Genomic DNA, 19,626 nt, shown 5'->3' on the forward strand with positions numbered 1-19,626 from the left:
AAACTTAAGTTGTTTAAATAGGCGGATAAATATTTCTCTCCCACCTGTTGAAAAAAATAGTGAAAAGTTTTTAGTGCTACGCAATTCAAACAGATTTACCAAAAATTCCTGAAGAGCTAACACCTGCGAAGTAAGGATATGTCATATTTGACTATATTTTTATGAACTATAGCTTAACGATCGCGCTTACTTGCAGGTAGTTTTAATACCACAAAATCTCTATTACGTCAAATAGACCGATTATCGGTTTGAAAAAATAGTTATATATTAAGGCGATGGCACAGCACTCAATTACTACTTTTTAGCTGTCTCAGGAACGAAAATACTTAGGTTTCAGCCTATTCTTTCTTAAGTATTTTTAAAAGTAGTTATAACATTGGCAGCATATCATTGTTTTTTAGTATACCAAATCCCTGAAAAAACGCAAGTTCGTCGAAATACAAAGCAAAATTTATACCGAATTTGATGACTTATATTTAAAATTTAAAACATAAATTGTATTTTGTACAAATTTTATTTATACACATTTTCTCAGACTCTCTTAACTGAAAATCTTTCAAGAATTCAGAATTTAGAATTTAGAATTTAGAATTACCTCTCCTTGAAAAGAAGAGGATTGATTCAAAGGACAATTTTTATTTATTATCCACTGAAAAGGGGAGGCTTTAAACCACAATTTTTCGGTAATATTTTTATAAAATTTTGTTGGTTTTATGGATCTAGATATTTTTTCAAGTACATAAAACTATCATAGTTGCCTGAAATTTAAGACTAATTTAAACTTAACTAAATCTTAAACAGAAAAATGTGTCACCAATTATAAAAAAGTACAAAAAGTATAGAGAAAATAACTCAAGTCAACCCCACAAAAAAAGAACAGAACTATAATATAAACAGATATCAAACTAGCCCCAGAAAAATCCAAAATTAGGGTAAGTCCTGAATATGAAAGTAACAAACGAACAAGAACTTGAAGAGCTGATAAAAAAAGTAAAACAAGCTCAAGAAAAATACGCCACTTATACTCAAGAACAAGTAGACTACATATTCAAAAAAGCTGCCCTAGCAGCCAACGCAGCTAGAATTCCCCTAGCAAAAATGGCAGCCACAGAAACAGGCATGGGAGTAGTAGAAGACAAAGTAATCAAAAATCACTTTGCTTCAGAAATTATCTATAACAAATACAAAAACGAAAAAACCTGCGGAGTTATCGAAGAAGACAAATCTTTTGGCTTTCAAAAAATCGCCGAACCAGTAGGAATTCTTGCAGGAATAGTTCCCACAACTAATCCTACCTCAACAGCAATCTTTAAATCCCTAATTAGCCTCAAAACTCGTAACGCAATTATATTTTCTCCTCACCCCAGAGCCAAAAAATGCACCTGTGAAGCAGCTAGAGTAGTCCTCGAAGCAGCAGTTGCAGCAGGGGCACCAGAACAGATAATTGGATGGATAGACGAACCAACAGTTCCCCTATCCCAACAACTGATGCAGCATCCAGATATTAAGCTGATTCTAGCTACTGGTGGACCAGGAATGGTCAAAGCGGCTTACTCCTCCGGTCATCCATCCTTGGGAGTTGGTGCAGGTAATACCCCAGCTTTGATTGATGAAACTGCTCATATCAAAATGGCAGTCTCTTCAATTATTCTTAGTAAAACCTTTGATAATGGCATGATTTGTGCCAGCGAACAATCAGTAGTAGTTGTAGATAGTATTTACGATAAAGTCAGAGAAGAATTTATTGCTAGAGGCGCTCACTTCTTAACACCAGAAGAAAAAGATAAACTGAGGAGCAAAATTATTGTCAATGGACGGTTAAACGCAGAAATTGTCGGTCAGCCAGTACAAAAAATTGCTGAGATGTCCGGTTTCTCCATTCCAGAAAATACCAGAGTAATTATTGGTGAAGTAGAAGATATTAATCAAGAAGAACCATTTGCTCACGAAAAACTTTCCCCTATCTTGGCAATGTATCGGGCAAGTACCTTTGAAGAAGCTGTAGACAAATCCGAAAGTTTAGTAGAATTTGGTGGACGTGGACATACAGCAGCTCTATATACTTCTCCTGCCAATGCCGACCATATTAAACGATTTGAAGATACAGTCGAAACAGCCAGGGTTCTAATTAATACTCCTTCTTCCCAAGGAGCGATCGGCGATATCTATAATTTCCGTCTTGACCCTTCCCTGACTCTTGGTTGTGGAACATGGGGTGGTAACTCGGTTAGCGAAAATGTTGAACCTCATCATCTGCTGAATATTAAAACAGTGGCAGAACGTCGAGAAAATATGTTGTGGTTTCGCGTTCCACCAAAAATTTACTTTAAATATGGCGCTTTACCTACTGCTATGCGAGAGTTGGCAGGTAAACAACGGGCATTTATTGTCACTGACAAACCCATATATGAACTCGGCATGACTCGCGGTTTAGAAAATGTGCTGGATGAAGTTGAAGTTAAATATGACATCTTTTATGATGTAGAACCTGACCCTTCCCTGGATACTGTTAACCGGGGTTTGGAAATGATGCGGAAATTTAATCCTGATGTGATTATTGCCATTGGTGGTGGTTCGCCGATGGATGCTGCCAAAATTATGTGGTTGATGTATGAGCATCCAGAAATAGAGTTTGAAGGTTTGGCAATGCGGTTTATGGATATCCGTAAACGGGTTTACGATTTGCCTCCTCTTGGTGAGAAAGCTATTTTGGTGGCAGTTCCTACTACTTCGGGTACGGGTTCGGAAGTTACGCCTTTTGCTGTGGTGACTGACCGCCGAAATAATATTAAGTATCCTCTGGCAGATTATGCTTTGACTCCGACTATGGCTATTGTCGATCCAGAGTTGGTGTTAAATATGCCGAAAAGTTTGACTGCTTTTGGTGGGGTTGATGCTTTGACTCATGCGGTGGAAGCTTACGTTTCTGTTTTAGCTTCTGAATATACTAATGGTTTGTCATTGGAAGCTATCCGATTAATTTTTAAGTATCTGCCTTCTGCTTATAACAATGGTGCTAATGACCCCAAAGCAAGGGAAAAGATGCACTATGCTGCAACCATGGCAGGTATGGCTTTTGCTAATGGTTTCTTGGGCGTTTGTCATTCTATTGCTCACCAGTTGGGAGCTATTTTCCACATCCCCCACGGTTTGGCAAATGCTTTAATGATTTCTCACATTATTCGTTACAACGCTACTGATGCACCATTTAAGCAAGCAACTTTCTCTCAATATAAATATCCTAATGCTAAGTGGCGTTATTCTCGAATTGCTGATTATCTGTCATTAGGTGGGGAAACTGAGGATGAAAAAGTAGATTTGTTAATTGCTGCTATTGAAGAGCTGAAGAGTCAGGTGGGTATTCCCAAGGCTATTAAGGATGTGGTCTCTGTGAGTGAAGCTGAATTTTTTGCTAGGTTGGACGATCTGGCAGACCAAGCTTTTGACGATCAATGTACGGGTTCAAATCCTCGTTATCCTTTGATTAGTGATATTAAGCAGTTGTTGACTAATGCTTATCATGGTGACTTGGTTACTTCTGGAGAGTTGAATGGTAATGGTAATGGAAGTCAGGAGTCAGGAGTCAGGAGTGATGAGAAAATAGCAGTAAAATAAGAAGTAAGTAGGGTGCTGAAGCGCGATAGCGTAACGCACCCATCGATCAGGAGTTATATCAAATCCGGTTAAACAGCCATAGAATGGTTAAGTTAGGAGAAGTCAACCCACCCCTCGCCCCTCCTCCTGGGAGGGGAGGGGAAGTCAGGAGTCAGGAGTCAGGAGGAGAAAGAATTACAAAGATGAGCATAGTTATGACGATTGAAGAATTTTTGGTAGTCCTGTATATGTAGTGATAAAATTATGGTGAAGCGATCGCTTGATTATAATGATGAATGAAATACGCGCGTAGCTCCCAAATGATTTTCTAATTTTTTAGAGAAAGATAAAGTTTTCCTGACTAAACGAGAAATTCTTTGACGTAAAGTATTATTTAATCTTTCTATATGAGCAGTTAAACCAGTTTCCTAACAATACTGATTTATGCCTACAATCAGGAAAAATCATATCATAAGTTGACCAAAAATCTGTATAACAAACTGCACATTGCCGATAGATACCAGGCAATGAATTCCACAATCGGTTAGCACTTTTTTCTCCTCTTTCTCCTAAAAAGAAACCCACAATTTCTTTAGTTCCTATATCAATTGTTATACCAAGCGTGATAAGTGTTTGTTACAAATAGTAGGGACGTTCCATGCAACGTCCGTACGAAATAAGGAAGAAGGAAGAAGGAAGAAGAAGGAAATATTTTTAAAAAGGTAAAAACGATATAAATAACTATCTAAAATCCACGATAGTCACTATCTTTAAGAATATCTGATAGAGTGGCACTTTTCATATCATTCTTTTTTCAAATTGGTATTAGCTATAACCACTGTTTGTTGTTTTTATTCCCAACAAATGACCACATTTCATCACACTCAATGGTCAGTATTCCTGGTTTTTTTTAGTACATTGAACAGACTATGAAACGCCAGCATACTTACGATTGACGTAATTTTGTATCCATTTTTCAGATACACCTGTTATACGAATAATGCCAGGCAAACTGATTTTTTCTAGTAATAATTTATCAATCAATTCAATGGCAGTGATTGTTGATGTATACTTTGGAGTTATTGGGGACAAATTGCCTTTTATATCATGTCCGGTTGAACAGTGATAAATAAATAACTACGGAGTCCTCAGGAGTCAACCCACCCCTCCCAGGAGGGGAAGGACCGAGTCAGGAGTCAACCCACCCCTAACCCCTCCGGTGGAGGGGAAGAAAGAAGAAGAACTGGAGTTGAAGGAGAAAGTTTTTTTATAACTAATTATCCGGACATTATATTACAGGTTTGACATTGATATTTCTGTTTTTTATTATGAATTGTTCCGTTTTTAACAATATAGCTACTACCACAAATTGGACAAATTAAATCATTATTTGGCATGGGATTAGATGTTAATGAAAAATTGTTGAAGTGTGTATTAGCATGATTTTTGGTATGATATTTAGGGTGGATTTATTCATAACTTAGTGGTTGGTTATATTAAGCGATCGCCTACCAAATAAATTTTTGATTTTAAACTAGGCCGAAGTTCAATATTTCAGAGATTAATGTCAGAAATTGATGGCTTATATTAACATATCACTACATATACAGGACTACCTTCGGTCTTACGGTCGCTCCACAGACTGACACTAGATTGTAATAGGGCTTTAGCCTGATTATATATTGCCTGAAGCTCTACTACAAACAATTAATACCAAATCCGGTTATCAAATTGTACATTTTTAAAATTAAATTCTCTATAACTATCTCCCCATCTCCATAAAAGGGTAAACTACTATTTTTATCTACTATTTCTTGTTACAACTTGATAATTTATGACCATATTTTTCTTCTTTCTAACTTGTCTGCGCAAAATTCCAATTTGTCTACTAAAAATGCAAAGAGTAGCTCCCACCCAACAAATTTCTAAAAAGATATAAATGCGTGATATTTCATTTTTTCCTCTACACTCTAATTAAATAAAATTCATAGATAAAAATTAATTTCTAAAATAAATTAATTGCCGAAAAATTTAGGTATAAAGCCTCTCCATTCATGGAGAAAAAGAAAAAAATCCTTTGATCCAATCCTCTTTTTATAAGAATAAATTCTAAATTCTAAATTCTAAATTCTAAATTTTTGAAAGTCAAATTCAAACCAAACCAGTTCTCAAAGCAACAACCGCTGCCTTAACTCGATCATCAACTGCTAGTTTATTCATAATACCTTTAACATGAGTTTTAATAGTATTGGGACTCAAAAAAAGGTCTTTAGCAATTTCAGTATTAGTCTTACCCTCTACCAACAATTTTAAAACATCTAATTCTCTAGATGACAAATTAGCCGAATTTTCTGGCACTGCTGGCGATGTTGTTTGCAAATTTTGAATCACCATTCGCCCCACTTGTGGATCGAGATAAGTAGCACCATCTATAGCAGCAGTAATAGCAGATATTAACCTTTCTACACTCGCTCCTTTTACACAATAAGCATCTGCGCCACTAGATAATGCACCCATAACTTCTTGCTGACTATCATGAGATGTAAGTACAACCACCCGTGTATCTGGGAGTTTTTCCTTAATTTGCTGAGTAGCTGCAATACCATCAAGTTCTGGCATAGCAATATCCATAACTACTAAATCTGGTTTTTTTTCGATCGCTTCTGCCACACCCAACTTACCATTTTCTGCTAAACCTACTACTTCAATATTGTTACGATCGCCTAAAACTTGCTCTAACCCAAGTTGCATCATTGGGTCATCATCGACAATTAAAATTCGTATTTGCTCTTGTTGACTGGTTATTAACTGTTCCATAATTACTTTTTAATTTTTCCTGATTTCGTATTTGTTCTTGTTGACCAAAAAATAAGGTCAATAGCTTCCCCTTTTCAGGGGATAAAAAGTGGTCGTTTGCTTTTGCTTCGCAAAGCTGGCGCAACGCAACGCTGACGCGAAACGCGTATCTCGGAACGGAGTTCTATCTTCGGAGCTTCCCGTAGGGTGGGATGGCGAGGTCTCGGAGCCATATCCATGAGACCAAGAGAAAAGAGAATTCCATATTTTCTTGCCTTCCTATTAAAGCTATGCTTTATAAATATCTTTACTTAACATAAAACTTGACAAAATAGAAAAGTTATGTACAAGTCTTTAAAAGGTTTTTGTCAGAGAAAAAGTGTATTAAAAAGTACATTTTTTTGATAACTTGAGTAGTTTTTCCTATCTACTATGATTCTTTCTCCCTTCTCCCCTGCTCCCCTTCTCCCCACAAGGTTTTCAGGAGTTTCTTATCAGGGATAGCTATTAAAGGAGGTACTGTTAACTGATAACTGATAACTGATAACTGATAACTGAAGTGACTGGTTATTAACTGTTCCATAATTACTTTTTAATTTTTCCTGATTTCGTATTTGTTCTTGTTGAGCAAAAAATAAGGTCAATAGCCTCCCCTTTTCAGGGGATAAAAAGTGGTCGTTTTGCTAGGGCAAAATGTTTGCGCAGCATGACAAACGGAAAAAGCGGAGCTTTCCGTAGGGTTGGGTGGCCAGGTCTCGGAGCCATATCCATGGGACCAAGAGAAAAGAGAATTCCGTATTTTCTTGCCTTCCGATTACAGGAGGTACTGTTAACTGATAACTGATAACTGAAGTGACTGGTTATTAACTGTTCCATAATTACCTTTTTATTTTCCTGATGTTGACGATCGTCAACTTATTTTTAACACTTGTACTGACTCGCCTACGGTGATCGAAGTTTGATTCAATGGTATAACTGCTAAACCTGTACTACCCGCTAAATTAATTAAATTTCCAGAGCTGTGACTGCCTACCGCAAGTTGAAATTCATGGCCATTTCTTCCTAATTTTAGCTGACCCCATAGATAAGTTTCTCTTTTACCGTTGGAGTGTAAATCTTGAAGCGATCGCGCCGTTACAAATTCTGGTCCCCATGCTGCTCTTTCTACTCCTGCCAATTTTTTGAGTGCTGGTTGGACAAACCGCCAGAAACTAACTAAAGCTGAAACGGGGTTTCCTGGTAAACCGAAATAGACACATTGAGTATCAGCAAATTTAGCAACAGTTAATGGTTTTCCTGGTTTAACTGCTACAGAATGAATCTGAATTTCTGCTCCTAACTCTGTGAGAATATCTTCTACATAATCATGGTCTCCTACTGATACTCCTCCGGTGGAAAGTAAAAAATCTGTACTTGTTATTGCTTCAGCTATGGTTTTTTTCAAAATTTCTGGTTCATCTGGCACTATTCCGAGTCGTATTACTTCTGCTCCTGTCTGTGCTACAGCTACTGATAAGGCATATTGATTTGAGTCTACTAACTGACCTGGTTGTAGGGGTTGGTCTGGTGTGACTAATTCGTTGCCTGTGGATAATATTCCGACTTTAGGTGGGCGATACACTGTTATTTCCGGACATTGAAGTGCTGCTAATACTGCTATTTCTGAAGCACCTAAGATAATTCCTGGGTGGAGTAAGGGAGTACCAGCGGTATAAAATGAACCTCGATATCGTACAAATTCTTGGGGTCTTGGAGTTTCTTGGATGAGTACTTTGTTGCCTTGTCGTTGAGTTACTTCTTGCATGACTACTGTATCTGCTCCTCTAGGCATACAAGCACCTGTAAATATACGAGCTGTTTGTCCTGATCGAATTTGCTGTTGAGGTTGATACCCGGCTGGAATTTCTTCTATTATTTCCAAGGTTATTGGATTTTCGGGACTGGAGTTTTTGATGTCTGTAAATTTTACTGCATAGCCGTCCATTGCTGAATTATCCCAGTGGGGAAAATCAAGCTTACTGGTGACTGGGGTGGCTAATATGCGCCCCGATGAGGTTAGGAGGTCTACTTTTTCTACATCCCTTTGGGTATTTAAGGGTTGTACTAGGTTTAAAATGATTGACTCTGCTTGGTCAACTGGTAGCATTTTCAATCTATAAGATTTGGGTTATTTTGATTATAGATTGTATTTGACTTCCTTTTTCTCTTGTTTTTGTTCTTGGTAGAGGGTCTCAAGTTTTTCTTGATTCTTTGTTGAATAAAAAATCATGTATAGGGGCGAACACCTCCCAATAATTACATACTATCATAGGTTTTTTCCTCATGCAATCCCCTCAACCTGGGAAAATTTTTGAGCTTTAGAAAATGATTTTGTAGGCGTTCACGATGAGTTAGCGATCGCTTTCTAGTTGTTTTGTGCTTCCTCAAGAGTCTGATCGCTTCTTGGTTGTGTTTCTTTGTTGAATAAAAAGTCATGTATAGGGGCGAGCGCCTCCCAATAATTACATACTATCATAGGTTTTTTCCTCATGCAATCCCCTCAACCTGGGATTTTTTTTGAGCTTTAGAAAATGATTTTTTTTCATTTTACTGTTGGGTTGACCTGAAGGAAAACCAACCTACAACTCACTTTGGAGTGCTTTTCAGATTATTGAAAATTGCTGAGGTACTGATAACTGATAACTGAAATGACCATCCGTGGCTAAATTTCTGTCTAGCTTTATCGTTGTTGGGTCATAGCGATGACTTTTTCCACTGTCAAATCTGAGATATTGTCAAGAGTGGGGAGTATCTCAGTTCCAGCAAAGACCAATGGTAGTTCTTGGTTTTCCCAAACCCAGATTCGCTGTCGCTGAATATCAATTAGCCAAGCAAAAGGATAAATTTCATGCTGTGGTTAGAATTGCTTTGGAAAAGGAGGAATGGCAGATAACCGATGATCTCCTACTACTGGAAGTAGGCGGAACTAAGTTTGAAATTGATCTAGGTGCAGAGCAACTATTAGCAGCAGAGCGCGGTGAAGAAAAGATTGCAGTTGAGATTAAAACTTTTTTGAGTGATTCGCCATTAACAGATTACCATAATGCTTTAGGACAATTCTTGAATTATCGGTTAGCTTTAGAAATTTGTTACCCAAAACGAATTTTATATTTAGCAATACCTGTGGTTGCTTATGACACTTTTTTTTAGCGATAATTTGCCCCAATATCTTTAGAAAGGTATGAAATAAAACTAATTATTTATGACTCAAAACAGGAGGTAATTGTAAGATGGATACCTTAGAATCTTATCGCAATATTATTCAGTCTTTATTAACAGTTTATGCTGGCATCCCTATAGCAAATGCTCAGATAGATAATTACACGGTTTTTGATACAAAACAAGACCATTATATGGTTATGAATGTAGGATGGGATGGTTATCGGCGAGCTTATGGTTGTGTTTTACATTTGGATATTAAGGGAGAAAAGATTTGGATAGAGCAAAATATGAAGGAAATGAGAATTGCTGAAAAACTTGTGGAGCGAGGAGTGCCAAAAGAAGATATTATTCTGGGATTTCAAGCTCCTGAAATGCGGGAATATAATGATTATGGAGTTGTTTAATTGTTAAGCATTCAGCGGTCAGCGGTCAGCTATCAGCTTTTATGAGGGGATTTTAATATACAGACTTTAAAGCCAGCTTTTAGGCGTAAAATTTACAGCGGATTCCACCAAGAGTGAGGCACACTAATCGCGGGCAAGATGCCCACACTATAAATATTTAATTGTTAATATCTGTACTTCAGATACGAGCTAATATGCTGTAATTGTCACTCAATTAATAAAGCTTTTATCCTAAACTAAAAGCAATAGCTGATAGCTGATAGCTGATGGCTGAATGCTTAGATATAGTCCTTAAAATTTTCATGGATGGGAAGTTACAATTAGAGAACAAAGGCGAAAAATTCAATAATTATTGACAGATTATCCAAGCCTCAAACCTTATTTAGAAGAAGTATTGGCTAAGGTTTATACTAACGCATTAGATGATGTAAAATTTGAGTATCAAGAAACTGAATTTCCCTGATTTTTGGCGTTTAATACTAATATTAATTCCTTGTTATTTGAAACATACTGGAAATAGCGATCGCGCTAGACACAGATTCGCACACGGATAAACGGATTAATTATTTGACATCATCGGTGCATCAGCTAGACACAGATTCGGGCTTTGCTAACTCCTAACTATTGCTTATTGCCTATTTCCTGTATTATGATATCTAAAATACAAACTCGCTTTCTAATTTAGGAATTTAGGCATTGCTGATTCTGGGTATGATTTGATAATATTGTATTTTTGATTTTATCTTTTGGATGGTTTGAACTACTTGTTAATATTAACTGTTCCCAGTTAAGTGTTCCCTGTTCCCTATTCCCTATTCCCTATAAACCTACTTTCATACCTTAATTCAGCAATGCCGGAATTTATTATGAGGAGCTGAAATATGGCTTTTAGTGATTTTAAGACAATCTCCGATGTACAAAAAAAGTATAGAATTAAATACTCCGAAGAGAACTTTATAGTTAGTCAGGAATTATTGCCATCAGACAGTTTTATCAAAGATTTTGAATTTAATAAAGAACACATAGATTTGTTTGCTTCAGAAGCATCTCGCAGCGAAACTATAATCTCTCCATTATTGCGGGAAGTATATAAAAATATTATCAGAAATATTCATTTTGGATTCGCAAAAGTATTTCTTATGATGAAATTCTATCAGGAACACCAGACTATCTTTTTTCACGACGTTCTGAACTTGGTAAAACAGTATTAGAAAAACCAATTGTTATCGTTGTTGAAGCTAAGAAAAATGATTTTGAACAAGGTTGGGGGCAATGTCTGGCGGAGTTATTGGCGTCACAAAAAATAAATGATAACTTCCCAAGGGTAGTCTATGGAATAGTTACAGACGGTAATTTATGGCAATTCGGCAAACTTGTAGCAGACACTTTTATCAAAGATTCTGGGAATTTCACCATAGATAATCTTCTCAGGGTTTACGGTGCTTTAGAAAACTTGGTTCAATTAGTAGAAGAGGAAGATGAAAAACAGGAGAATGAATCACGACTTACACAATAGCGATAATCTCGGAAAAAGCTGAAACCAGGGCAGTTTATTTTCAAGGATAAAAATGCTGAAACTTTTATCTGTTAATACTTTAATGATTAATCAGCAAACCCTAACTATTGTCCAATAAATCAATAAAATCTCAATCTCGGAAAAAGCTGAAACCAGGGCAGTTTATTTTCAAGGATAAAAATGCTGAAACTTTTATCTGTTAATACTTTAATGATTAATCAGCAAACCCTAACTATTGTCCAATAAATCAATAAAATCTCAATCTCGGAAAAAGCTGAAACCAGGGCAGTTTATTTTCAAGGATAAAAATGCTGAAACTTTTATCTGTTAATACTTTAATGATTAATCAGCAAACCCTAACTATTGTCCAATAAATCAATAAAATCTCAATCTCGGAAAAAGCTGAAACCAGGGCAGTTTATTTTCAAGGATAAAAATGCTGAAACTTTTATCTGTTAATACTTTAATGATTAATCAGCAAACCCTAACTATTGTCCAATAGATCAATAAAATCTCAATCTCGGAAAAAGCTGAAACCAGGGCAGTTTATTTTCAAGGATAAAAATGCTAAAACCTTTATCTGTTAATACTTTAATGATTAGTCAGCAAACCCTAACTATTGTCCAATAGATCAATAAAATCTCAATCTCGGAAAAAGCTGAAACCAGGGCAGTTTATTTTCAAGGATAAAAATGCTAAAACCTTTATCTGTTAATACTTTAATGATTAATCAGCAAACCCTAACTATTGTCCAATAGATCAATAAAATCTCAATCTCGGAAAAAGCTGAAACCAGGGCAGTTTATTTTCAAGGATAAAAATGCTGAAACCTTTATCTGTTAATACTTTAATGATTAGTCAGCAAACCCTAACTATTGTCCAATAAATCAATAAAATCTCAATCTCGGAAAAATCAGCGATCGCTCTTCCTCAGTTATCAGTTATCAGTAGCTAGACACAGATTCGGGTACGGATAAAGGGATTAATCATTCGGCATCATCCGTGCATCCGTGGCAAAATCCGCGTCTAGCTCCTGTCTAGCTCTGTTGTTGTTGCCGAAAAAGTTCGAGATTTTTTCGCACAATTTTAGTATGAGGATGTTCCTGACCTAATGTTTGTTCTAACATATCTATTGCTTGTAGATATAAAGGTTCAGCTTCGGAATATCTTCCTTGAGATTTATATAAATTTGCCAAATTGTTGAAGTCGGTGGCAAGAGATGGATGATTTTCTGGTAGAGCAATTTTGTCTATTTCTATTGCTTGTAGATATAAAGGTTCAGCTTCGGAATATCTTCCTTGAGATTCATATAAATTTGCCAAGTTGTTGAGGTGGGTGGCAAGAGATGGATGATTTTCTGGTAGAGCAATTTTGTCTATTTCTATTGCTTGTAGATATAAAGGTTCAGCTTCGGAATATCTTCCTTGAGATTCATATAAATTTGCCAAGTTGTTGAGGTGGGTGGCAAGAGATGGATGATTTTCTGGTAGAGCAATTTTGTCTATTTCTATTGCTTGTAGATATAAAGGTTCAGCTTCGGAATATCTTCCTTGAGATTCATATAAATTTGCCAAGTTGTTGAGGTGGGTGGCAAGAGATGGATGATTTTCTGGTAGAGCAATTTTGTCTATTTCTATTGCTTGTAGGTACAAAGGTTCTGCTTCGGAATATCTCCCTTGAGAACGATATAATTCTGCCAAGTTGTTGAGATGGGTGGCAAGCTTTGGATGATTTGATGGTAGGGCAATTTTGTCTATTTCTATAGCTTGTAGGTACAAAGGTTCTGCTTCGGAATATCTTCCTTGAGAACGATATAATTCTGCCAAGTTGTTGAGATGGGTGGCAAGCTTTGGGTGATTTGATGGTAGGGCAATTTTGTCTATTTCTATAGCTTGTAGGTACAAAGGTTCTGCTTCGGAATATCTTCCTTGAGATTTGTAGAGAAGTGCCAAGTTATTGAGGTTGGTGGCAAGGGATGGATGATTTTCTGGTAGGGAAATTTTGACTATTTCTATGGCTTGTTGGTATAAAGGTTCAGCTTCGGAATATCTCCCTTGAGATTTATATAAATTTGCCAAATTGTTGAGGTGGGTGGCAAGGGATGGATGATTTTCTGGTAGGGAAATTTTGACTATTTCTATGGCTTGTTGGTATAAAGGTTCAGCTTCGGAATATCTCCCTTGAGATTCATATAAATTTGCCAAATTGTTGAGGTGGGTGGCAAGGGATGGATGATTTTCTGGTAGGGAAATTTTGATTATTTCTATAGCTTGTTGGTATAAAGGTTCAGCTTCGGAATATCTCCCTTGAGAACGATATAATTCTGCCAAGTTGTTGAGATGGGTGGCAAGCTTTGGGTGATTTGATGGTAGGGCAATTTTGTCTATTTCTATAGCTTGTAGGTACAAAGGTTCTGCTTCGGAATATCTTCCTTGAGATTTGTAGAGAAGTGCCAAGTTATTGAGGTTGGTGGCAAGGGATGGATGATTTTCTGGTAGGGAAATTTTGACTATTTCTATGGCTTGTTGGTATAAAGGTTCAGCTTCGGAATATCTCCCTTGAGATTTATATAAATTTGCCAAATTGTTGAGGTGGGTGGCAAGGGATGGATGATTTTCTGGTAAAGCAATTTTGACTATTTCTATGGCTTGTTGGTATAAAGGTTCAGCTTCGGAATATCTCCCTTGAGATTCATATAAATTTGCCAAGTTGTTGAGACTAAAGGCAAGATAAGGATGATTTTCTGGTAAGGCAATTTTGTCTATTTCTATAGCTTGTAGATACAAAGGTTCAGCTTCAGAATATCTGCCTTGAGATTCATATAAAAGTGCCAAGTTGTTGAAGTCGGTGGCAAGGGATGGATGATTTTCTGGTAGAGCAATTTTGTCTATTTCTATTGCTTGTTGGTACAAAGGTTCAGCTTCAGAATATCTCCCTTGAGATTTATATAAAAGAGCCAAATTGTTGAAGTCGGTGGCAAGGGATGGATGATTTTCTGGTAGAGCAATTTTGTCTATTTCTATTGCTTGTTGGTACAAAGGTTCAGCTTCAGAATATCTCCCTTGAGATTTATATAAAAGAGCCAAATGGTTGAGGTTGTTAGCAAGTTCCTCCTCAACCCCTAACTCTTGTTGCAAAGCTATTGCCTTCTGATAATATCCGATCGCCTTATCCCTCTCCTCCTGATAATTTTCACATTCCCCACGCTTGACCCGACGGCCAAAAATCTTTCCCAAATTTCCATACAAAGTCACCAAACTAACATCTTTATCTCCCTTTTTCCGTTCAATATCTGCAATTAATTCTTGCAAGTCTGCCACTGGCAAAAAATGGGAGTCATCCTCATCTACTTCACTCCATCTTTCTGGAAAAAACTTATGTAAAAAATCCACATCTTGACTAGGAATAGCTTTTTTCTGATGAGAAATAAACCGAAAAACTCCCTTGCGCCACGCCCAAAAGTCAGGAGCTTTTTTACTCAGATTTGCTGCCATTTGAAACGTCACCCATAGCACAATAGAAAAGGGAAATTGTCGAAAAGCTTCCCTAGTCCACTGTAAGTAACCAAAAAACTTTTCCTGTTCCGTTTTTTCCCCATCAAAAGCTAAAAAACGCAAACTTTCTGTACCAGTAACAGTAATCACAGCTTGCTTTTTTGCCTGTAAATATTCATCAGTTTCTACCAACTGAGAAATAGCCGCCCTGAGACTAGGTTCTCCCTTTGCCAACTGAACTCGATAACAAGGAATATTAGGAGATAATTCTATTTCATATTTTTGAATTATTTCCTCTCGATATTGACTATAGTCACATACGGCAATCAGAATATTTAAGGATTGATAATTTGCCTGAATAGAAACAATTAAATCGTCATAATTATTTTGATTTTGCATCTTTCTAGGGAGTAGGGAATAGGGAATAGGGAATAGGGAGAAATTTATCGGGTACATCTCAATTTTGGGTGCATCTCAATGCATGAATAAAGCCAAAAAATTATCGCTTTTAGGCAACAGCTCCGAAAGGCAACAGGCAACAGGGAATATATAGGAAAAAAAGTATTTTTGCAAATATGAGATGCACCCTCAATGCATGAATAAAGCCAAAAAATTATCGCTTTTAGGCAACAGACAACAGAGGGAAAAGAATTTCTCTGTCTAAGACTGGAGATGTCTATTTTCATTAATTGATAATTACCTCTGGTTAAAACCGTTATTGATTGAATATAAGAAAATATCATATCAAATCCGTTTAATTCGGTATAAAAAAATGTTTCATCTTCAACGATTACCAAATATTTCTCCATCCCCCATCCTCCCATCTCCCCATCTCCCCATCTCCCCATCTCCCCATCTAATTACACCGATGCTACCGGATTTGATATCATTTCTTCTCTTGGTCGATTGGATATGGTGAGGATACCTCGCCATCCCACCCTACAGGAAGCTGCGCTAGGACCGCTTTTTTTTTCTTAAAAGGAGAGGCTTTAAACCATAATTATTTAATTATTAATCTAGACAGTGCAAACTTCGTAAGCATTCCGCAGGAAATGCTTACCAAACTTCTAGCAATATTTATTCCTAGCTAAGGCTTTCAGCTATCTAAAGGTTAGAAACTTTCTATTCATACTTGTAGGTGCTATAAGTTTTTTCCAGTAATGCTTTTAGTCTTGAAAGCTAATCATTATTTAGAAGAAATTTGTACTTTTCAGTTATTAATCATTAATGAATAATTATTAATTATTAATTATTAATTATTCATTAATTCACCTTTTCTCTGCAAAAGTTCGGTAACAATTGGATGGATGTCATACCATAGTTGAGCATTGCGATATTCTAAAACATATAACCCGTGCAATAAATCTAAAAAACGTTCTTCTTGAGGGTCTGCTGGCATAAAATCTTGATAAGTTTGCTGCAAAATTGCATAATCTTTCGTACCTATTGGAGTATCAAAGTCAATACTAATATTAATTAGTGCTTCCTCTAATACTTCACCATTAATTTTTATTTCTAAATCCCCCGGTCTGCGCCGAATCAACCTGAGACAAATCCGACAACATTCGTTAGTTATTCTGACTAACTCCCGCAATACTCCACCGCTATAAACAATAATTTTTTTAATAGTTTCTGGCTCTATTAATTCAGGAGAAATTCGTTTGTAAATTATATTAGTTAACATAGCTGTAGGTTCTGGTATTGGTACAGCATTAGGTAGGCGACGTTCTCCCTGTTTAAAAAGTTTTGAAACAGGCATTGTCACAATTTGATTATTAGTTTCTGTACGCAAAGTTGAGATAGTACGGACTTCCCGCAAAGCCGAAATTGGCACAGTAAATATAATTCTAAAATTAGGTTGAAATAATGCTTTGATATGTTCTTCATAAACCTGTCGCACCACGGCAAGGTCAATTTTATCTAAATCATCAATAACTACTAAAATTTCTTTTTCAGAAGCCGACTCTACCACAGCAGCAATTTCATTTATTCTCGCAATTAAATCAGAAATTTTTCGGAGAAATTCTTGTTTAATTTCCTCTCTAATAGTGGCATCAGCTTTTAATTTTCCAGTAATAATTTTAAATAAGTCAAAACCAGCAGTTCCTTCAACTTTAAATTCATCAGTTTCAGTTCGAGTTCGTTTAGCAAACCATTTATAAAATTGGTCTTTAGTAGAAGATTTAATTTTTACCTCTTGCTCTTGTGCTTTCTCCATTAAACGAACAGCGATCGCGAACAAAATATTAATATGATTAACATCAGACATTTCGATAGAGTCAGAAATAGAGAAAAATACCACAAAATATTTATCCTCTATCTGCCGACAAAATTGTGCTAAAAGAGTAGACTTTCCACATCCACGATGCCCGGCAAAAATTATTTTACTATCCCCAGAAGGACTATCTTCTACCAACTGTAGTAACTCTTCAATAGTTTCAGTACCATATTCGACCCGAAATTTTGCTAATGCTTTTGGTGTCAGCAGTGGTAGAAGTTCCAGGTTTCTATAAGCTTCACGAAATGACTCTAATAAATTATCCATTGGACTTTAATTTTTTCTTCTTTAAATTTATACTATTTAGGGTTTGCTGAAAAAGTCTTTTAGAGGATATCTAATATCATGTCCGGTTGAATACTTATTATTAAAATAGTAGGGGAGCGGGGGACCCACCCTAACCCCTCCCCCTCCCTGGAGGGGAAAAGGGAGTAGGGAACCCACCCCTCGCCCCTCCCCCTCCCTGGAGGGGAAAATAGAAAGATTTACTGTTTAAGCACTCGTGATAAGTTTTTTCATCACGCTATTATCCGGACATGATATAAAAAGTTGTTTAATACTGAATTTTGCCCCCCTAGCCCCCCAATTCTGGGGGGAACAAGAATCCATTCGCTGGTAAAATTCCCCCAATGCGTGGGGGATGCGCGGGGGCGCGTGATTTAGCAAATGAGACTTCTCAGAATTAGCCTGAGAAACGCTATAAGTTTTTTTTCTTGCTGTTATATCATGTCCGGATAATTAGTGATAAAAAACTTTCTCCTTCTTTTCTTCTTTCTTCCCTCCTGAATTGTAGAATTGCAGAATTGCTGAATTCTGAGTAGTTTATTTATAAATGTTCAACCGGACATGATATTAAGCCTTCTTCCTTCTTCCTTCTTCCTTCTTCCTTCTTTCTTCTTCCTTCTTCCTTCTTCCTTCTTCCTTCTTCAGTTGACAAATTAAGATTAATTATGATAAAAAGCTATTTTGTAAACTGATAACTAATAACTGTTAACTGATAACTGAAATGACATCCCTAACTGCCGAACAATATAAACAGAAAATGCAGCGCCGCAAAGAAGTACAAGAACAACGAGTATCTCAAGCTGCTCGTGAAAAAGGCTTAATTATTGTCAATACTGGCAACGGTAAAGGCAAAACTACCGCAGCATTGGGTATGGTAATGCGCTCCTTGGGTCATGGTCATCGAGTGGCAATTGTTCAATTTATTAAAGGTGGTTGGGAACCCGCAGAAAAATCTGTGTTTACTAAATGGGGCGAACAAATATCTTTTCATGCTTTGGGGGAAGGGTTTACTTGGGAAACTCAAGACCGCGATCGCGATATTCAAAAAGTTTATGAAGCTTGGAATTTGGCTTTATCTTATATCCGTAACCCAGATTTTAAATTAGTATTACTTGATGAGGTTAATGTTAGTTTGAAATTGGGTTATTTAAAGTTAGAAGATTTGTTGGCTGGCTTAGATGAGAAACCAGAAGATTCTCATGTTATTCTGACAGGTAGGGGTGCCCCTCCAGAATTAATTGAAAGGGCAGATTTAGTTACAGAAATGAAGATGATTAAGCATCCTTTTAGGGAACAAGGTGTGAGGGCGCAACCCGGTATTGAATATTAATATTTGCAAGGAGCAAATTTAGGGTTTGACTTAGTTAGATTTAGGTAATATTAAACGAAAAATTGTTGTTTAAAGCCTTCCCTTTTAAAGAGATAAAAAGAAAAAATTTCCTTAAGCGTCAATCCTATCCGTTTTAAAGGAGAGGTAATAATTAATAATTAATAATTAATAATTAATAATTAATAATTTAAATTACCAAGCCAAATTTTGATAGTTAGTTTGGCAAGTACTTAATATTCTGGCATCATTTTCACTAACACGGTCGATCCAATGATATTTTTGTAAATCTACTATGTAATCAGAAGCACTATTATCATAACTATCTACAACTTTTACATCTAAGCTATTTTGCTTATAAATTCCATAAAAGCAATAAAAAGCTGAATGGGGTAAATAAACAGCGCCTATGACTTTACCATTTTGTAGCTTGAATACAAAATACTCATTCTGAATTTGCTCTGGCCGTGGAGACTGACCAAAAAGGTAAATTCCATCACTCAGCAATGTACGATCGTCATCTGTTTTTGAAGAAAACTTGGGCCTTTCTTCTTTAAATTTAAGAGAAATAGTTTTATACTGTACTATTGGCCTATCTACTGAACTATAGGTCAATATTAAGTAGGTGGCGATCGCCACTAACCTAAAAATCACGAATATTACTTAATTGTTATCTACACCATTATCATATCTTTATAAAAGGGTAAAAATCTATTGTTTTAACAATTTGT

The 19,626-nt window shown here is 36.4% G+C and carries 15 protein-coding genes and 1 pseudogene; 7 read left to right on the top strand and 9 right to left on the bottom strand.

The features are described from left to right. The first annotated feature begins 945 nt into the window (after window positions 1-945). Window positions 946-3,615 (top strand): bifunctional acetaldehyde-CoA/alcohol dehydrogenase, encoded by a 2,670-nt coding sequence (gene adhE / locus SAGCYANO_RS04605; RefSeq protein WP_375339863.1) that lies wholly within the window; start codon window positions 946-948, stop codon window positions 3,613-3,615. A gap of 241 nt (window positions 3,616-3,856) precedes the next feature. Here adhE and SAGCYANO_RS04615 read toward each other — a convergent pair. From SAGCYANO_RS04615 to glp, 5 genes and pseudogenes are all read right to left on the bottom strand, one after another. After that, a pseudogene (locus tag SAGCYANO_RS04615) lies at window positions 3,857-4,200 on the bottom strand (IS1 family transposase); the annotation flags it as partial. Window positions 4,201-4,521: 321 nt separating this feature from the next. Then, entirely contained in the window at window positions 4,522-4,686 is a 165-nt protein-coding gene (locus SAGCYANO_RS49925) for a hypothetical protein (protein ID WP_202218998.1), read from the bottom strand. A gap of 1,059 nt (window positions 4,687-5,745) precedes the next feature. Further along, a complete protein-coding gene (locus SAGCYANO_RS04625; RefSeq protein ID WP_202219021.1) occupies window positions 5,746-6,378 on the bottom strand; it encodes a response regulator transcription factor in 633 nt (210 codons plus the stop codon). Window positions 6,379-6,820: 442 nt separating this feature from the next. After that, complete coding sequence (locus SAGCYANO_RS04630) at window positions 6,821-6,973, bottom strand: hypothetical protein (protein WP_202218999.1); 153 nt, start codon at window positions 6,971-6,973, stop codon at window positions 6,821-6,823. Window positions 6,974-7,300: 327 nt separating this feature from the next. Beyond that, a complete protein-coding gene (gene glp, locus SAGCYANO_RS04635) occupies window positions 7,301-8,536 on the bottom strand; it encodes a gephyrin-like molybdotransferase Glp (protein ID WP_202219000.1) in 1,236 nt (411 codons plus the stop codon). 665 nt (window positions 8,537-9,201) lie between these two features. Between glp and SAGCYANO_RS04640 the strand changes: the two genes are divergently transcribed. The 5 genes from SAGCYANO_RS04640 to SAGCYANO_RS44095 all read left to right on the top strand — a co-directional run bounded on the left by SAGCYANO_RS04640 (window position 9,202) and on the right by SAGCYANO_RS44095 (window position 11,511). Next, on the top strand, window positions 9,202-9,579 hold the full coding sequence (locus SAGCYANO_RS04640) for an element excision factor XisH family protein (protein ID WP_202219001.1): 378 nt from the start codon (window positions 9,202-9,204) through the stop codon (window positions 9,577-9,579). 80 nt (window positions 9,580-9,659) lie between these two features. Then, window positions 9,660-9,995, top strand: coding sequence for a XisI protein (locus SAGCYANO_RS04645; protein ID WP_202219002.1), 336 nt, complete (start codon window positions 9,660-9,662; stop codon window positions 9,993-9,995). A gap of 352 nt (window positions 9,996-10,347) precedes the next feature. Then, on the top strand, window positions 10,348-10,458 hold the full coding sequence (locus SAGCYANO_RS44085) for a DUF29 domain-containing protein (RefSeq protein ID WP_237395794.1): 111 nt from the start codon (window positions 10,348-10,350) through the stop codon (window positions 10,456-10,458). A 418-nt stretch (window positions 10,459-10,876) separates the two neighbouring features. Then, complete coding sequence (locus SAGCYANO_RS44090) at window positions 10,877-11,206, top strand: hypothetical protein (protein WP_237395795.1); 330 nt, start codon at window positions 10,877-10,879, stop codon at window positions 11,204-11,206. 77 nt (window positions 11,207-11,283) lie between these two features. Continuing rightward, a complete protein-coding gene (locus SAGCYANO_RS44095; protein ID WP_237395796.1) occupies window positions 11,284-11,511 on the top strand; it encodes a hypothetical protein in 228 nt (75 codons plus the stop codon). A gap of 1,037 nt (window positions 11,512-12,548) precedes the next feature. On the opposite strand, the gene SAGCYANO_RS04660 is transcribed toward SAGCYANO_RS44095, so the two are convergent. From SAGCYANO_RS04660 to SAGCYANO_RS04670, 3 genes are all read right to left on the bottom strand, one after another. Then, window positions 12,549-15,404, bottom strand: coding sequence for a tetratricopeptide repeat protein (locus SAGCYANO_RS04660; protein WP_237395797.1), 2,856 nt, complete (start codon window positions 15,402-15,404; stop codon window positions 12,549-12,551). Window positions 15,405-15,788: 384 nt separating this feature from the next. Continuing rightward, window positions 15,789-15,938 carry a hypothetical protein gene (locus SAGCYANO_RS04665; protein WP_202219003.1) on the bottom strand — a complete coding sequence of 50 codons (150 nt, stop codon included), beginning with the start codon at window positions 15,936-15,938 and terminating at the stop codon, window positions 15,789-15,791. A 319-nt stretch (window positions 15,939-16,257) separates the two neighbouring features. Then, window positions 16,258-17,550 (bottom strand): ATP-binding protein, encoded by a 1,293-nt coding sequence (locus SAGCYANO_RS04670; protein ID WP_202219004.1) that lies wholly within the window; start codon window positions 17,548-17,550, stop codon window positions 16,258-16,260. Window positions 17,551-18,289: 739 nt separating this feature from the next. Between SAGCYANO_RS04670 and cobO the strand changes: the two genes are divergently transcribed. After that, window positions 18,290-18,898, top strand: coding sequence for a cob(I)yrinic acid a,c-diamide adenosyltransferase (gene cobO, locus SAGCYANO_RS04675; protein WP_202219005.1), 609 nt, complete (start codon window positions 18,290-18,292; stop codon window positions 18,896-18,898). 192 nt (window positions 18,899-19,090) lie between these two features. Here the strand turns inward: cobO and SAGCYANO_RS04680 are convergent, their stop codons facing one another. After that, window positions 19,091-19,549 carry a hypothetical protein gene (locus tag SAGCYANO_RS04680; protein ID WP_202219006.1) on the bottom strand — a complete coding sequence of 153 codons (459 nt, stop codon included), beginning with the start codon at window positions 19,547-19,549 and terminating at the stop codon, window positions 19,091-19,093. Window positions 19,550-19,626 lie beyond the last annotated feature (77 nt).

The sequence above is a fragment of the Okeania sp. KiyG1 genome, from assembly GCF_014132355.1.
In the GTDB taxonomy this organism is placed as follows: Bacteria; Cyanobacteriota; Cyanobacteriia; order Cyanobacteriales; family Microcoleaceae; genus Okeania.

Bases quoted from the DNA above. Each gene is read 5' to 3' on its own strand.
- adhE (WP_375339863.1), top strand. From the start codon at position 946: ATGAAAGTAACAAACGAACAAGAACTTGAAGAGCTGATAAAAAAAGTA.
- SAGCYANO_RS04630 (WP_202218999.1), bottom strand. From the start codon at position 6,973: ATGGAACAGTTAATAACCAGTCACTTCAGTTATCAGTTATCAGTTATC.
- glp (WP_202219000.1), bottom strand. From the start codon at position 8,536: ATGCTACCAGTTGACCAAGCAGAGTCAATCATTTTAAACCTAGTACAA.
- SAGCYANO_RS04640 (WP_202219001.1), top strand. From the start codon at position 9,202: ATGGTAGTTCTTGGTTTTCCCAAACCCAGATTCGCTGTCGCTGAATAT.
- SAGCYANO_RS04645 (WP_202219002.1), top strand. From the start codon at position 9,660: ATGGATACCTTAGAATCTTATCGCAATATTATTCAGTCTTTATTAACA.
- SAGCYANO_RS44090 (WP_237395795.1), top strand. From the start codon at position 10,877: ATGGCTTTTAGTGATTTTAAGACAATCTCCGATGTACAAAAAAAGTAT.
- SAGCYANO_RS04660 (WP_237395797.1), bottom strand. From the start codon at position 15,404: ATGCAAAATCAAAATAATTATGACGATTTAATTGTTTCTATTCAGGCA.
- SAGCYANO_RS04665 (WP_202219003.1), bottom strand. From the start codon at position 15,938: ATGGCGAGGTATCCTCACCATATCCAATCGACCAAGAGAAGAAATGAT.
- SAGCYANO_RS04670 (WP_202219004.1), bottom strand. From the start codon at position 17,550: ATGGATAATTTATTAGAGTCATTTCGTGAAGCTTATAGAAACCTGGAA.
- cobO (WP_202219005.1), top strand. From the start codon at position 18,290: ATGACATCCCTAACTGCCGAACAATATAAACAGAAAATGCAGCGCCGC.